General features: G+C 40.6%; 18 protein-coding genes and 1 pseudogene. 2 read left to right on the forward strand and 17 right to left on the reverse strand.

The window, feature by feature from the left end; translation table 11 throughout:
- Positions 1-88 precede the first annotated feature (88 nt).
- Positions 89-832 (forward strand): pyruvate formate lyase 1-activating protein, encoded by a 744-nt coding sequence (gene pflA, locus A5N85_RS05140; RefSeq protein WP_072576270.1) that lies wholly within the window; start codon positions 89-91, stop codon positions 830-832.
- 91 nt (positions 833-923) lie between these two features.
- Here the strand turns inward: pflA and A5N85_RS05145 are convergent, their stop codons facing one another.
- From A5N85_RS05145 to rph, 13 genes are all read right to left on the reverse strand, one after another.
- On the reverse strand, positions 924-1694 hold the full coding sequence (locus tag A5N85_RS05145; RefSeq protein WP_115306186.1) for a MetQ/NlpA family ABC transporter substrate-binding protein: 771 nt from the start codon (positions 1692-1694) through the stop codon (positions 924-926).
- Positions 1695-1722: 28 nt separating this feature from the next.
- The gene (locus A5N85_RS05150) at positions 1723-2376 is read right to left on the reverse strand and encodes a methionine ABC transporter permease (RefSeq protein WP_072576272.1); all 654 of its coding nucleotides are present in this window, start codon (positions 2374-2376) and stop codon (positions 1723-1725) included.
- Positions 2357-3391 (reverse strand): methionine ABC transporter ATP-binding protein, encoded by a 1035-nt coding sequence (locus A5N85_RS05155; protein ID WP_072576273.1) that lies wholly within the window; start codon positions 3389-3391, stop codon positions 2357-2359. Before A5N85_RS05155 ends, A5N85_RS05150 begins: the two co-directional genes overlap by 20 nt.
- A gap of 73 nt (positions 3392-3464) precedes the next feature.
- The gene (locus tag A5N85_RS05160) at positions 3465-4661 is read right to left on the reverse strand and encodes a tetratricopeptide repeat protein (RefSeq protein ID WP_072576274.1); all 1197 of its coding nucleotides are present in this window, start codon (positions 4659-4661) and stop codon (positions 3465-3467) included.
- A 5-nt stretch (positions 4662-4666) separates the two neighbouring features.
- Positions 4667-5128, reverse strand: a complete 462-nt coding sequence (locus tag A5N85_RS05165) for a cytochrome c-type biogenesis protein (RefSeq protein ID WP_072576275.1) — start codon at positions 5126-5128, stop codon at positions 4667-4669.
- Complete coding sequence (locus A5N85_RS05170; protein ID WP_072576276.1) at positions 5125-5853, reverse strand: NADPH-dependent oxidoreductase; 729 nt, start codon at positions 5851-5853, stop codon at positions 5125-5127. The genes A5N85_RS05165 and A5N85_RS05170 overlap by 4 nt, the downstream gene beginning before the upstream one ends.
- Before the next feature lie 2 nt (positions 5854-5855).
- A complete protein-coding gene (locus tag A5N85_RS05175; protein WP_072576277.1) occupies positions 5856-6410 on the reverse strand; it encodes a DsbE family thiol:disulfide interchange protein in 555 nt (184 codons plus the stop codon).
- 46 nt (positions 6411-6456) lie between these two features.
- Positions 6457-8409, reverse strand: coding sequence for a heme lyase CcmF/NrfE family subunit (locus tag A5N85_RS05180; protein ID WP_245936011.1), 1953 nt, complete (start codon positions 8407-8409; stop codon positions 6457-6459).
- A complete protein-coding gene (ccmE, locus tag A5N85_RS05185) occupies positions 8406-8864 on the reverse strand; it encodes a cytochrome c maturation protein CcmE (protein WP_072576278.1) in 459 nt (152 codons plus the stop codon). The genes A5N85_RS05180 and ccmE overlap by 4 nt, the downstream gene beginning before the upstream one ends.
- A 4-nt stretch (positions 8865-8868) precedes the next feature.
- On the reverse strand, positions 8869-9030 hold the full coding sequence (gene ccmD / locus A5N85_RS05190) for a heme exporter protein CcmD (RefSeq protein ID WP_072576279.1): 162 nt from the start codon (positions 9028-9030) through the stop codon (positions 8869-8871).
- Between the two features lie 16 nt (positions 9031-9046).
- Entirely contained in the window at positions 9047-9625 is a 579-nt protein-coding gene (gene ccmC / locus A5N85_RS05195; RefSeq protein ID WP_346243167.1) for a heme ABC transporter permease CcmC, read from the reverse strand.
- A gap of 239 nt (positions 9626-9864) precedes the next feature.
- Positions 9865-10461, reverse strand: a complete 597-nt coding sequence (rdgB, locus tag A5N85_RS05200) for an RdgB/HAM1 family non-canonical purine NTP pyrophosphatase (RefSeq protein ID WP_072576280.1) — start codon at positions 10459-10461, stop codon at positions 9865-9867.
- Positions 10458-11180, reverse strand: coding sequence for a ribonuclease PH (gene rph, locus A5N85_RS05205; protein WP_072576281.1), 723 nt, complete (start codon positions 11178-11180; stop codon positions 10458-10460). The genes rdgB and rph overlap by 4 nt, the downstream gene beginning before the upstream one ends.
- Before the next feature lie 96 nt (positions 11181-11276).
- Between rph and A5N85_RS05210 the strand changes: the two genes are divergently transcribed.
- Positions 11277-12140, forward strand: coding sequence for a YicC/YloC family endoribonuclease (locus A5N85_RS05210; protein ID WP_084601647.1), 864 nt, complete (start codon positions 11277-11279; stop codon positions 12138-12140).
- Positions 12141-12155: 15 nt separating this feature from the next.
- Here the strand turns inward: A5N85_RS05210 and A5N85_RS05215 are convergent, their stop codons facing one another.
- The 4 genes and pseudogenes from A5N85_RS05215 to A5N85_RS05230 form a co-directional block, all read right to left on the reverse strand.
- Complete coding sequence (locus A5N85_RS05215; RefSeq protein WP_072576283.1) at positions 12156-13112, reverse strand: tyrosine-type recombinase/integrase; 957 nt, start codon at positions 13110-13112, stop codon at positions 12156-12158.
- A 46-nt stretch (positions 13113-13158) separates the two neighbouring features.
- Complete coding sequence (locus A5N85_RS05220; protein ID WP_072576284.1) at positions 13159-13737, reverse strand: YceI family protein; 579 nt, start codon at positions 13735-13737, stop codon at positions 13159-13161.
- A 187-nt stretch (positions 13738-13924) separates the two neighbouring features.
- Positions 13925-14247, reverse strand: a pseudogene (locus A5N85_RS05225) (IS1 family transposase); the annotation flags it as partial.
- A gap of 14 nt (positions 14248-14261) precedes the next feature.
- Positions 14262-14463, reverse strand: a 202-nt coding sequence (locus tag A5N85_RS05230) for a transposase (RefSeq protein ID WP_249023928.1), incomplete at its 5' end; no start/stop codon positions are given.

Here is a 14463-nt window from a genome sequence, read left to right on the forward strand (position 1 = left end):
CTCTAATCTAGAGAAAAATGCCGGACTTGTGCCGGCATTTTTTATGCTGAAATTTTTATATATTAATTACTAATGAGAGACTTTCAATATGAATCGTTATGGCATTATTCATTCTATTGAAACTTGTGGCGCAGTAGATGGACCAGGGTTGCGCTACGTTTTATTTTTTCAAGGATGTTTAATGCGTTGCCTATATTGCCATAACCGCGACACTTGGGATTTACATAGTCCCACAGAAAAACAGGTAAGTGTTGAAGAAATTATGAAGCAAGTTCGTCAATATCGACATTATTTAAGGGCTAGTGGAGGAGGGGTAACCGCAAGTGGAGGTGAGGCTTTGTTACAGCCAGAGTTTGTTAGAGATTGGTTTGTTGCTTGTCATCAAGAAAAAATTCATACTTGCTTAGATACAAATGGCTATGCGCGTCATTATGATCAGACATTAGAGGTTTTATTAGATAATACAGATTTAGTTATGCTAGATTTAAAACAGCTTGATAATGAAAAGCATGAAAGATTAGTAGGTGTCCCAAATACGCGGACATTGATTTTTGCGAAACATTTACAAGCGCGTAAGCAAGCAGTGCGAGTGCGCTATGTTGTTGTACCGGGATATACCGATGATGACGAATCAGCACATTTATTAGGACAGTTTATTGCGCCTATGGATAACATCAAAGAAGTAGAATTATTGCCTTATCATAGCTTAGGTACTCATAAATGGGCATTGTGTGGCGATACTTATCGTTTGGAAAATGTTAATCCGCCTAGTGATGAAATAATGGAAAAAATAGGTGATATTATTAAAAGCTATGGTAAATCTATATTATAAACTTTCCATATTAAGCTTGATTTTGAAGTAAATGACGTAATGTAAAAATCCTATATCTGAATACATTCAGATATAGGATAAAAGTGGCAGATTACCAGCCTTTTACAGCAGCACCTTTAAAGACTTTTTCAGCAGCTTCTGCTACTGGTTCACTATGATAGGCGTCAACAAATTTTTTGATATCTTCACGATTTTCATCACCTTCACGAACCGCAATGATATTCATATATGGGCTATCTTCTGGTTCTAAGATAATAGCATCGCGTTTAGGCAATAAGTCTGCATTTACCGCATAGTTTGAGTTGATAAATGCCAAATCAACGTCTGGTAAAACGCGCGGCATAGAAGCTGCATCAGCATCAATCAATTCATAATTATGTGGATTTTCTTCTACATCTAATACAGAAGCTTCTAAATTGCTAGGGTCTTTGAGTTTAATTAAGCCTTTATTGTGCATTAAGATGAGTGAACGAGCGCCGTTAGATGGATCATTTGGGAAAGCGATTTTTGCACCATCTTTTAATTCGCTGATATCTTTTATTTTTTGGCTATATCCACCAATAGGGTAGATAAAGGTATCACCAACTGGAACGATTTTAAATCCACGGTCTTTTACCATGGCATCTAAATAAGGCTTATGCTGGAACGCATTGGCATCAATTTCACCTTCAGCAAGCGCAACGTTAGGCATAACGTAATCTTCAAATTCAACAACATCAACATCTAAGCCGTACTTTTCTTTTGCAACTTGTGCTGCTGCTTTTACTAGGTCAGCTTCTTGTCCACCCATTGAGCCAACTTTAAGAGCTGCATTTGCCGTTAATGTAGTAGCAGCTAAAATAGCAAGGGTTAAAGTTCTCATTATTTTCATATAGTCTCCTATGGATAATTTAACGACGATCGGCGCGTTTTGATAAAAAGTCACCAATACTTTGGATAGCTTGCACCATTATGACTAATATAATGACACAAGCGAGCATTATTTCAGGTTTATAGCGGTCATAACCATAGCTTTTTGCCACTTTTCCTAGACCACCAGCACCAATAGCGCCCGCAATAGCGGTATAACCGATTAATGCAATAATCACAATAGTCATTGTGTTAATCAGCCCAGATTTCGCTTCTGGTAATAAGACTTTGCGCACAATTTGCATAGGCGTTGCGCCCATGGCTTGAGCTGCTTCAATAAGCCCTTTAGGAACTTCGTTAATAATATTTTCTATCATCCGAGCAATAAAGGGTACTGCAGAAACGGTTAAGGGAACAATCGCTGCTGTATTTCCGATAGATTTTCCCACAACAAATCGAGTAAAGGGAATAATGGCAAGCATCAGCACCATGAAGGGGATTGAGCGCCCGATATTGATAATGGTGCCTAATGGATAGTAAAAGCTGCGATTTGCTAGGAAGTTCCCTGGACGGCTAGCATAGAGCATCACTCCAAGTGGAATTCCTATAATGCCTGCTAGTAATGCAGACGCAAAGGTCATATAAAGGGTTTCCCAAGTGGATTGCCAAAGGAGATTAATCATTTGCTGAGACATAACCAAGAATTTCCGTTTTTAGAGGTTGTGAGTGAAGCCAATTAAGTGCTCGACTGATTTTTTCTTTTTCACCAATAAGTTCAGCAATCATAAATCCAGCAGTAATGGTGGCAATATGCTCAACTTTGGCTTGGATGATACTAACATTCACATCAAATTGACGTGCTAAGCTTGATAAAACAGGTTCATCTACAGCAGCGCCTTGAAATAAAAGTTTTAAAACAGGATAGTCGCCATTTGGACGAAGGCGTTGCGAATAGCTTTCAGGTAAGTCGAATTTCTGAATTTGCTCTACAAAATGTTTTCCTAGCTCAGATTGCGGCGCAGTAAAAAAGCCTTCTACGGTATTGTTTTCAACCAATTCACCTCTATCAAGCAAGGCAACTTTATCGCAAATTTTCTTTACGACTTCCATTTCGTGGGTAATTAACAGAATGGTGACTCCTAGTTTCTGATTGATTTCTTTCAGTAAACTTAAAATGGCATCTGTCGTTTTAGGATCTAGTGCAGAGGTGGCTTCATCAGAAAGTAATACTTTAGATTCACTTGCTAGCGCTCGAGCAATAGCCACTCGTTGCTTTTGTCCACCAGAAAGTTGCGAAGGAAAATAGTTGGCTTTTTCTGAAAGTCCAGTTAAATCAATAAGGTTTTGTACTTTTTCTCGAATATGTGCTTTAGACGCGCCGATAAGCTCTAAGGGAAGCGCAATGTTTTCAGCAACGGTTCTTCCAGAAAGTAGGTTGAAATGTTGGAATATCATGCCAATGTTGTGTCTGGCTTTAAAAAGCGCTGCTGTGGAAAGTTTAGTAAGGTCTTGTCCGTCAACAATTACTTCTCCTTGGCTGGGGCGTTCTAATAGGTTGACACAGCGAATAAGGGTACTTTTACCAGCACCACTTTCTCCAACAACACCGTAGATTTCACCTGCGGCAACGTTTAGGGTGATGTTGTTAAGGGCAGTAACCGTTCGCCCACCTTGCTGGAAGGTTTTGCTAATATTATTTAATGTAATCATGGGTAGGTATTTTCTGTAGTCATAAAGTAAAGGTCAAGTAATGTGTTATCGCATTTATTTATAGGATTATTCTTTAATGGAAAGTTAATTTTATAGGGCGGTCTGTTTGTGCTGGCGATGAAACCTCCAGCGCTTGACTATCGTCTGGCTTACCATTAGGACTCAGTTTTGCTCGAATGGCGAGTTGAGCATAATCTCCCAAATTTTCTCCGCGCATGGTATCGGAATTATTTAATGTGGTATCAATATGTTCAGCTGGTGTTAATGCTTTAACAGCAATGGGCATTTTTTGGTTTTGAGGGGCAGCAATCAAGTAAAGCTTAGCATGGGAATCAAGCTTTGCGAGCATCTCAGGCGCAATGGTAATTTGGATTTGATAGTTTTGATTCACTTGTGATTGTGAATGCGTATTATCTCCCATAGCTTTACTCACTGCTTGATAAAGAGGATCGTTTTTAGGAATGGTTTTCTGTAAACGTTCCCATAATGGTCGTGATTTTGTTAGCTCGCCTCTTTGTTGATAAGCTGAGGCTAGGAATAGGGTTGCAAGTAGGTTGTCTGGTTGTTTGTCTACCAAAGCTTGTAAGGCTTGTTGAATGTTATCACTAATAGGACGATCAGGTTCAGCAAGGATATTTGCTTGTGCCCATTCAAGTATTGTCGCAGGATCTTCAGGCTGCAAACGAACTAATCGATCATAGACAGGCGCCGATAAAGGATAGGCACCAATAGCGTTATAGCAGCTGCCTAATGCTTGTAACTGAGTGATATCTTGTCGATCTAGCTGGCGTTGAAGCGCTTGGCAATAAAGCAGAAGGGCATTTTGATTTTCTGTTTGATCAAAAAATTGTGATTGTTTGATATGCTTAAAGATATCTGAGAGTGCAGCAGAGTTTTGCAGCATTTGTGCACCATAAAATTGGCTTTGGCGAATATCGCTTTTTAGGGTTTGATTAAGTTGCTGCCAGCGTAGTGCATTTTCTCCGCCTTGTTGATACCAAAGTAAACCCGCAAGACTAAAGGCAATGATGGTTAAGGGTAAGGTGATAAATGGTAGGCGATTTACAGCTCGTCCTCGTCCTTTTAGAATGGCTGAAAGCTCATAATAAAGCTGTTTCTCTCTTTCTTCTTTATCGGATTTTGTGGTTTGCTCATCATATTGCGCAATAAGTGCTCTAGCTTCAGCTTCAGGTTGATAAGGCTTTAATGGTTTTCCAGCAAATAGGTAAAGAAATAAGATAAGCGTGATAATGGTAAGAATGATAAACATAATATTTATTTCCGATATTGGCTAAGCCATTGCGCAAGTTGCTGATGTTGTTCTGCTGTAAGTGTGCGATTATCAGGACGAGCAAGTCGTCGAATAATGAGCCAAAGTAAGAGGCATAAAAGCATGATAGCAATAGGCGCAAACCATAAAACGATGGTATTTTTAGTCAATCTTGGTTGATAAGTAATAAAGTCGCCATAGCGTGCAATGAGATAATCTGTAATTTCTTTTTCTGTTTTACCTGCTTGAATCTGCTCGGCAATGAGCTGTCTAAGCTGTCGTGCTAAAGGGGCGTTAGATTCTGCAATGTCTTGGTTTTGACAGGTTGGGCAGCGAATAATGCGCGTTAGGTGATTATATTGTGCGCTTTGCTCTGCTGTTGCAAAAGTTGGTGCGGCTTGTATGGCTTGCGAGTGGCTAATCAGCGGAAGAAGAAATGTGCTAATAAAAAGGAGAAAACGTATCATTGTTTAAGATAACCTTGTTGTTGAAGTGTATCGTGAACGTCTAAGCGTCGAGGCGTGCTAAAGTAACGACAGAGTTGTTCACTCCAATGATCAGTACGCGCATTTTGTTGTCGGGAATGATAGTAGTCAGCGACAGTTTGATCATATTTGGTCATATTTTGTTGAAAATTTTGAGCATCATAGGCATTTTCTTGGTAAATTTCTTGAAAAGGTAATCTAGGCTTTGTCGAGGCATGGTCGTTTTCTGGATAACCGACTGCAATTCCAAAAAGTGGATAAACATAAGGCGGTAAATGAAGCAGCTCAATAAGGGCTTGTGTATTATTCCGAATAGAGCCTAAATAGCAACAACCTAGTCCTAAACTCTTGGCTGCAACAGTTAAATTCTGAGCTGCTAATGCAGCATCAATTGTGGCAACCAATAAGTTCTCAGTACTGCCTAAGGTTTCTATTCCAGGCATTAGCATAGCAGGTCGGCTTAAATCCGCTAATACGATGAATAGATGCCCATTATTTTCTACATGAGATTGTCCACAAATATCAGCAATCGCCTTTTTAAGCTGAGGCTCTGTGATGCCTAAAAATCGATAGGCTTGAAGATAATGAGAGGTTGGCGCTGCTTGCGCTGCGGTTATTAAAGTATGAATGGTTTGCTCATCTAATGGGCGCTGAGCAAAATGGCGGACACTATGATGATGTAGTAGCTGTTCAATAACAGGGGTCATGACTATTTATCCTGTTTTAGTAAGGATTGAAATTCTTTTTGCCATACTTGTTCGTCTAATGGACCAGCATAGCGTTTGAGAATTTTTTTATTTTTTCCAATTAAAAAGGTTTCAGGTGCGCCATATACGCCTAAATCAATAATAAGGCTACCATTTTTATCAAAAAGCACATGCTGATAAGGGTTTCCACTTTGCGCAAGCATTTTTTTGGCATCTTCTGCTTCATTAGGATTGTCTGCTGCCCAGTTAATTCCAATAATCGGAATTTTTTGACTTAATGCCATCAGATAAGGATGCTCAACGTGACAAGCGGGACACCAACTGCCCCAAACGTTAATCAGATAGGGCGGTGATGGCATCTCTTTAATCGTCATCATTTGTCCGCTATATAAGTCGGGAAGATTGAAGTGGATTTGTGTATCTTCTGTGAGCGTTTTCCCTTCTGCCAAACTGTCTAATTGACGCGGATCTTTTCCTAATCCACCAATAAATAAAATAATCAATCCAGTAAAAGCAGCGATGAGGACAAAAGCGAATAGTAAACGGCTGGATTTCATGATGATTGGCTCCTAGATGTCGCTTTTTTAAAGTCAATAGTTGTCATCATAAAGCATTTTCTAATGAATGATTTTTTTGACGGCGATAGCCACGATCAAAAGCTGCAATCAGTCCACCTAATGCCATAATGACCGCCCCTAACCAAATCCAAATGATATAAGGTTTATATTGGATACGGATTGCCCAAGTATCTGTCGAAATAGGTTCACCTAATGCAAGATAAAGGTCATGCGTAGGTGTTGATAAACGCGCAGATTCTGTCATAGGCATTGAACTAGAAAAGTATTCTCTTTTTGAAGGCGTTAGTAGGGCGGTATAGTTAGGATTATCTTGCTTGTGAACCAAAAAACGTCCTTCCGTTGCACGATAGTTAGGACCAGGTTTACTGACCAGTCCTGTCAAAGTGAGATGATATTCTCCTATATCGATACTTTTCCCAACTTTTACACTCAAATCTCGTGCATCATCATAGAGGCTTGTGCCTGTAATGGCTAAAACCATGATGATTAGCCCTGTATGGGTAATGAGCATACCAGCAATGCTACCTCTTGGGCGGATAGCTGATAGACCGCGTTTCGTGATAGCCGTTCCATAATCTAGAATGACACCGGCTAAAGCGGCACCAGCAGAAAAAATAGCAATAGCTGCTTGCCATTTCCAGTATGGAACAACAATAGACATAAGAATAGCGGTAAAAATAATTGCAAATATTAGACAAAATAAGATAGAAGGAATGAGTCTTTTTGGCGTATCTCTTTTCCAACGGATAAGTGGTCCGATAGCTAAAATAAGGAGTATCATAATCGCTAAGGGAACAATAAAACGATTGAAATATGGTGCTCCAACAGAGATTTTTCCTAGTTTAAAAATATCGGCAGCAAGCGGATAAAGCGTTCCTAATAAGACAACGAATGTTGCGCCAGTCAATAACCAATTGTTAGCCAGTAGTGCGGTTTCTTTCGATAAAAGGTGATACTGGCTTTGTCCTGTAATAGTCGAACTACGAAAGATAAGCAATAAGATTGCCGGTAAACTAATGGCAATAAGCAGGATTAAAATAAAGATACCGCGTGTGGCATCTGAGGCAAAAGCATGCACAGATGTCAGTACGCCTGAACGAACCAAAAAGGTTCCTATCAAGCTTAATGAAAAAGCAGAGATAGCAAGAAGTGCCGTCCAACCACGGAACAAACCTCTTTTTTCAGAAACGATAAGGCTATGGATTAACGCAGTTCCCACTAGCCAAGGCATCAAGGATGCGTTTTCAACGGGATCCCAAAACCACCAGCCACCCCAGCCAAGTTCGTAATATGCCCAATAGCTGCCAAGTGCGATACCAAGTGTCAGAGTTAACCAAGCAGCTAATGTCCATGGTCGTGCGGCTCTTAACCATAAGCTATCTAATCGTCCTTGCCAAAGTGCAGCGGTGATAAAGGCAAATGCGACGGCAAAGCCTACATATCCACCATACAGAAGTGGGGGATGAAAAATAAGCCCTGGATCTTGTAATAAAGGATTTAGGTCTTGCCCATCAAATGGCGCAAAGGACAAGCGAGTAAAGGGATTAGAGGTGAAAATGATGAAGAGATAAAAGCCAAAAGCGATGTAGCCAAGTACGGCCAAAATTCTTGCAAGATAAGCGCCTGGTAATGTTCGGCACCGAATGGCAACTGCCGCTGTCCAAAGCGTTAATATCCATATCCATAGGAGTAAAGAGCCTTCATGTCCGCCCCATACAGCAGATAGTCGATAATACCAAGGGAGTAAGCTATTGCTATGCTCAGCAATGTAGCGAATGCTAAAGTCATTGTCGTAGAAACCCATTGCTAACCCAATCATAGAAAGAGTGACTAAAAGGGCTTGAGCTTTTGCTGTTTGAATGGTGAATTGTTGTACGCGAGTATTGTTGGCTGCAAATAATGGGAGAAGTGTTTGTAAAAAAGTAACAGCACACGCTAAGTTAAGCGCGTAGCTACCGATATCTGCCCAAGCCATCATGGTTTACGTCCTTTGCTATGGTCAAATCCGCTTCTTTCCATATCCGCTTTTACTTCAGGAGGAAGATAGTTTTCATCATGCTTAGCAAGGATTTGATCCGCTTGGAATACACCATTTTTATTTAAAATACCACGAGCAATAACACCTTGGTTCTCAGCAAAAAGTTCTGGAAGAATACCTGTGTAACGGATGGTAAGCGGTTTGTGTTTAAAGTCTGTAATGGCGAATTGGACGGTTAGGCTTTCGCCTTCTCGCTGAATAGAGCCTTTTTCAACCATTCCACCGACACGAATACCTTGCTGTTCAACAGGGGCTTTGCCTTGTGAAATTTGGTCTAAAGAATAGTAATGATTAAGGTCGCCTCGCATTGCATAAAGCAACAGACCAATACCAATGAGCGCAACACAAAAGATAAGGGAAATTCGAATAAGACGCTGTTTACGAACTGGTTTCATATCGTTAGTCTTTTAGTGTATTAAGCGTGTTGAGTAAGCGACGGTAACGCCGTGCAATCCAAATGTGAATGCCAATGAGCGCGGTCAGAAAAATACCGTATGCCGCCCAAACATAAGGACCGTGCGTTCCCATTTGTAAAAAATCAGCTAAGCTATCAAATGCCATAAGTTTCCTAAAGTTATTATTGGAGGTGGCGTGTTATACGAGCTTGTAAAATTTGTGTTTGAATGCCTTTAATGGCATAAACAAAAAATAATAAGTAGTTTGCAAGCAAAGCGAGCAGAAGTGGCCAAAGCATTTCTGGTGCAATACTTGGTTGTCCGATTTTAAATAAAGTTGCCGGTTGATGTAGTGAATTCCACCATACAACGCTGTAATGAATAATAGGAATGTTGATAATACCGACTATCGCTAAGATAGCGGATATTCTGTCGGCTTGATTGCGATCATCAATGCTATTTTGTAGTGCGATATAAGCACAATAGATGAAAAATAGGATAAGTTCTGAGGTTAGGCGTGCATCCCATGTCCAATAGGTTCCCCATGTGGGTTTTCCCCAAATTGCGCCAGTAATGAGCGCTAATGCAGTGAGTAAAGTGCCGTATGGTGCAGCTGTGCGGCAGAAAAGTGCGCAGAGTTTAATTCTCCAAATAAAGAAAATTAAAGAGGCGGTTGCTATCATTAGATAGATACTCATTGAGAGTGCTGCGGAGGGGACGTGAATATAAATAATTCTAAAGACGTTTTTTTTGTCTTGCATCTATCGGCGTAAAAGCAAGCCCCCAAATCAGTGCAACAACCAAAATAAGCCAAGCTAGAGGCATCATCCACGGCAGTATGCGAGCTGCTAAGTGGTCAAATCCTTGAGGCTAGTGATACGGTGCCCCATTTTTGTAAGCGTTTCCAGAGTGTCATGTAATATCGCTATAGTGTTTAGTTGTATGATATTGTTTATTTTTAGCCAAACCGGTTAGGAGGATATGGTTAAAAAGTTTTGGTTTATTTTACATAGCGCATTTGGTATTGGGCAAGAAAGGCTTGCATCGCTTTGCCACGATGGCTAATGGCATTTTTTTCTGTTTTTTCTATTTCAGCAGCAGTTTTATCGCTTTGCTCTGGTAAAAAAAGCGGGTCATAACCAAAACCTTTTTCGCCTCTTTCTTCTAGCAAGATACGTCCTTGCCAAAGTCCTGTTGCAATAATTGGTAAAGGATCGTTTTCATGGGATAGGTACGCAATGCTACAAACAAAGTAAGCACTGCGGTCTTCAGTTGTTGCCAAACGTGCTAAAAGTTTTTGATTATTCTGCTTATCGTTTCTGTGTTCGCCACTATAACGTGCAGAATAGATACCAGGCTCACCGTTTAGCGCTGGAACGACTAAACCAGAATCATCTGCAATAGCAGGTTTTCCGCCAATTTTCGCTGCGTGGCGCGCTTTGATAAGTGCGTTTTCCACAAAGCTTAGACCGGTTTCTTCAGTATCACCAATAGATAGACTACCCTGAGGAATAATAGAAACACCAGTATCTGCAAATAGGCTTTTAAATTCATGAATTTTTCCAGCATTACTACTGGCTAAAATGATTTCTTTCATCCATTTAATCCTAGTACGCGACGTTGTTCCGTCATGATTTCTTTGATGCCTTTTTCGGCAAGCTGCAACAAGCTATCCATTTCTTCACGGCGAAAAGCATGACCTTCTGCGGTTCCTTGGACTTCTATAAATGCACCGGAATCGTTCATAATGACATTCATATCCGTTTCTGCTTCGCTGTCTTCCGCATATTCTAGGTCTAAAACGGGTGTGCCTAGATAAATCCCAACGGATGTGGCAGCAAGCTGTCCATGCAGCGGATTGGATTTTAGTTTGCCTTCTGTCATAAGTTTACGAATGGCATCTGCTAAAGCAACAAAACCACCACTGATTGCAGCGGTTCGTGTGCCACCATCGGCTTGTAAGACATCGCAATCAATAGTGATACTACGTTCGCCAAGCGCATTTAAATCTATAACCGCACGTAATGAGCGACCAATTAGGCGCTGAATTTCAATGGTACGCCCTTGCTGTTTGCCACGCGCAGCTTCTCGAACGGTTCGCTCATGGGTTGAGCGTGGCAACATAGCATATTCTGCTGTTACCCAACCTTGTCCTTTTCCACGAAGAAACGGCGGAACGCGTTCTTCGATACTGGCTGTGCATAAAACGTGTGTATGACCGCATTTGATAAGTGCGGAACCTTCTGCATAACGGTTGACGTTGCGCTCAATCGTCAGTGGGCGAAGTTGGTCAGGGGCACGGTTGCTAGCTCGCATAATAATCCTTGGAATAATAAGAAATGGCTGCATTCTAACAAAAAGAGATGTCGCTTGTGGCGGGTTTCGTTATCATATTTCTTTTTTTAGGAAAAAATGATGCGAATGAGTATGACAGCGTTTGCCCGCGCAACAGGGATGATAGGGGAAACCAGTTTTACGGTAGAGATGAAATCAGTTAATCATCGATATTTAGATATTCAGCCCAAATTACCAGAAACTTTACGCGCGATTGAGTCAGAAATTAGAGCAAAATGTCAACAAGCGCTTTATCGTGGAAAAGTAGATATTTATGTAACGATTAAGCGTTCACCAAATAGTCGAGACTTAGTGTTAAATCCGCCTGTGATTAAACGTTGGTTATTGGCTTTTTCAGATAGTGGAGCGATGGAATCGTTAGGAAAACCAGATTGGAAAACAATGCTGTCTTTACCAGGAACAATGATTGAAACTCCCGCAGATGATGAGGCACTGGGTATTGCGGTATTAGAAGCGGTTGATAGTGCGATTGCGGCATTATTAGAAATGCGTTCGCGTGAAGGTGAGCAAATTACCGCGGTATTGGAAGCGCAGCTAATAAAAATAGAACAGCTAGTAGATGAGTTAAAAGCTTATTATCCACAAGTAGAAAATCAAATAACAGAACAATTGAAAGCGCGTTTGGCAGCGCTTAAATTAGAAGTAGAACCTCAGCGATTTGAACAAGAGGTGGTTTTTTTATTATCAAAAGCGGATGTGCGTGAGGAGTTAGATAGGTTACATTTTCATGTTAATGAAGCGCGCCAAGCCTTAACGCAAAAGGAAGCCATTGGAAGACGGATGGATTTTTTAATGCAGGAATTTAATCGCGAAGCGAATACGCTAGGCTCTAAAGCCGCTGATAATGTATTGAGTAAAGCGGCTGTAGATTTAAAAGTGATGATTGAGCAAATGCGCGAGCAAGTGCAGAATTTGGAGTAGTATTCGTTAGTCGTATCAAGAAGAGTTTGATGTTTTATATCGGAAGTTTTGCATCATTTCTCTTGTTCGACGTTCTTTGCGTCGGTCGTATTTGACGGTGGTGGCGACGTTTTCATGTCCCATAGCATCTTGGACTTGTTTGGCATCTATGCCCATATCAAAAAGATAGGTGGCGAAAGTGCGTCGGAGGTCGTGCGGGGTAAAGCGTTTTAAACCAGCCGCAATCCGATGACGGTCGAGTATTTTATTGATAGAGCGGTCGTTTAAGCGGGTATTGACTGGCGTGTCATTTTTCCGCATTCGGAAGAAGAGTGGAGCATCTGGATGTTGTTTAAAAGGATGGATTTTAAAGAATTGTCGTAAGAGGCTCATTGATGTTTCTGATAGGAAGATGAGTCGCTCTTTATTGCCTTTGGTTTGCGCTTTGATAGCCCCTTCTTCCCAAAAGATACTGCCACAGCTTAAACTCGCAACTTCCGCGCGACGCATTCCACATTCTACGAGTAGCGCAAATAGTGCCATATCGCGTGTATGCATTAGAGAGGGCTCTTTGGTGGTGACTTCGTCATAGAAACGATGAATTTCAGAGACTTCTAAAGCGCGTCCAGCAGAAATACGTTTACCTCGAATGTTTTTTACAGACTGAATAAGCAAATATTGTTCATGAGAAATTTGCTCATTGAGCCATGCTTGCTTGGCAGTTCCTCGCATAATCGCAAGGTAATTGTTAATGGTGTTAGGGGTGTATTCTTTTTCTACCAGTAGGTTTTTGATGTATTCTAAATCGTCTGGTGAAAGTGATGTCCAATCAAAGGTTTCTAGTGTTTTTTGCGCTAAGAGGTGCGCAATGTTATTGAGCTTTGAGCGCGTTGTTATTTTGCCAGATTTTGCGGTTAGGCTAGCAATATAGCGTTCTGCCGCATTCATGCGGTGGCGTGGGGCTGTTTGAGGGGTAAGGTTTTCTTTGTCCATAATAAATAGAATCGCCATATTGGGTAAATATGGCGATTGATGTGAGTTAGTCAGCAGTAAATGTAGCAGAGATAGTGACGGGAAGTTGTAAGGAGATACTAAGTAATCCAGCAACTTCACGTAGTTTGTTTACTTCATTTTCTACTTTAAATGCGCTTAAGTCGAGTAAGGCAGGGGATAGAGAGGTGATTTGTAAACGTGCATCGTTGGTTTTAAAAACCAATAACGGTAGCGTAATGGTTGCTTCTTTATCGCCAAAGGTTAGGGTAAGAGCTTGTTTGATGGAACGGCTTTCGCCTATTTCTAGTTTTGAAAGAGGCTCAATATCTACTTGTCCACTAATGCTTAATTGTCCGTTTGCAGTTTTAAATACCCAATCACGAAGACGCTCGTTACGAATATCGATACCACTTTGGATAGTGTTTAAATCCAATGTGCCGCTTAGCTTACCATCATCGCTTAATGTTAGTTTGCTTGGTGCAAAATGGTTAGGTTCGATAATAACGTTCTTATCAGCTGTAACTTTAGTGGTTAAGAAGTTTACTTGAGCGTTGTCGCTTTGCCAGTTTGCAGAGGCAATTAGCGGAAAGGATAGCGCTGCCAATAGAGTCAGTTTTTTTATCATAAGTGTTTCCTTTTGAGTTGCAATGAATGTTGATATTGCTTTATCAAGCTTATAATCAACGTAAGCTATTCTACACAAAACTTATTCTTTCTGGGGAGGCGGTTATTAGTAGATTTTTTTTGCATTGTAATTTGAGACCTTTGCAAAAAAGTTAAAATCTTTAGTAGTGTTTTGAAAAGTATGCTGATTAAACCCAACCATAATTAATATAATGGAAGAGTAAGTCAAACGCCTTAAAGTGATTCACCAACTTTTTAGAAAAACAGCAAGTCTTTCGAAAGACTCGCCTCAGCCTTTGCCTAAAGCGATTATTATTACCCTCAATATCCGTAGTATATCGCTTACCTATCTTTTTAACGTTACCATCAAAAGCCGTTAAGAAGCTATCCCAATTATCACAACAAATACAACCAAAACTAATTCCTAATGCCTCAAGTTTAGCTCTCAATTGTTTAGCTGTCTTTAGATTGCGTTTCCCCCATACAAAAGCCATATCTCACCACTATCTGGATCATATAGTGCAATCATCTAAAACCCAACCCAATCCAAAGCAGATAAAAGAATAAAGTATCAATACAATCCATCCGCCATTCTTTGCGTATTTGCTTAATCCAAGCCCACATCTTTTCAATAGGATTTAAGTCTGGACTATAAGGGGGTAACCAAACTATCTCATGCCCATGCTCTTCAATGATTGCTTGAATATCACTGCGTTTATGAAAAGCG

It is taken from the genome of Suttonella ornithocola (assembly GCF_001889065.1).
In the GTDB taxonomy this organism is placed as follows: domain Bacteria; phylum Pseudomonadota; class Gammaproteobacteria; order Cardiobacteriales; family Cardiobacteriaceae; genus Suttonella_A; species Suttonella_A ornithocola.